The following is an 834-nucleotide window of genomic DNA, read 5'->3' on the forward strand; positions in this document are numbered from 1 at the left end:
GTTTTGCGGCAGGCGGGATGGCGGCCGGAAATCACGCTGCGGGACGGCATCGAGGCAACGGTGGCGTGGTATCGGGCAAACGCCGGCGCGCTAAGACAATGAATGCGCCTAGCACGGCAGCCTGATCCAAATCTCGCACCGGGCGGACGAGCGTGGAGTAAGGTGCGCGACAGTCTTTGTGTCGCGTTGTCGGCCCGGAATTTGTTGGTGGACACAAGTCGAGAGTGGGATCACGGAGGGGCAAGCTCTAATTGACCGGTCTGCCGGCAACGAACCGTCATCAGCGGATTCGAGAACGTATCTTGTTCCGGCGCAGCCCTTCGACGCCGCCGACGGGCGACGGCGATTCTTCCGCGGCGGGGGCGCGCCGGGCGCACACGGGATTTCGCTCCGACATCGAGGGCCTGCGCGCCGTCGCGGTGTTGGCTGTGGTCCTCTTTCATGCCGGCGTGCCCGGGGTCGGTGGCGGGTTCGTCGGCGTGGACGTGTTCTTCGTCATCTCGGGCTTTTTGATCACCGGACTGCTCTGGCGCGAGGTGAGTACCGCCGGCAAGGTGCGGCTGGGCCGGTTCTACGGGGCGCGGGCCCGACGCCTGTTGCCGGCGTCGGCCGCGGTAGGCGTCGTCACCATGATCGCGTCTGCTGTCCTATTAGTCCCGCTGCAGGTCCGGGGCATCTTTGGTGATGGCATCGCGTGCGCGCTGTACGTCGGCAACATGTGGTTCCTCGGTCACGCCATCGACTACTTCTCCAACCAGGCCCCGTCGCCGTTTTTGCACTATTGGTCGCTGGGGGTAGAGGAGCAGTTCTACCTGGTATGGCCGCCCATGATCA

General features: G+C 64.9%; 1 protein-coding gene and 1 pseudogene. Both read left to right on the forward strand.

All coding sequences use genetic code 11. The features are described from left to right. Positions 1–102 (forward strand): annotated as a pseudogene (locus tag OQ968_RS24755) (GDP-L-fucose synthase); the annotation flags it as partial. Positions 103–395: 293 nt separating this feature from the next. Then, positions 396–834: acyltransferase (locus OQ968_RS24760; protein ID WP_324682286.1), on the forward strand; the 439-nt coding region annotated here is incomplete at its 3' end.

Origin of the sequence: Mycobacterium sp. 663a-19 (assembly GCF_035616495.1) — a bacterium.
Lineage (GTDB): Bacteria > Actinomycetota > Actinomycetes > Mycobacteriales > Mycobacteriaceae > Mycobacterium.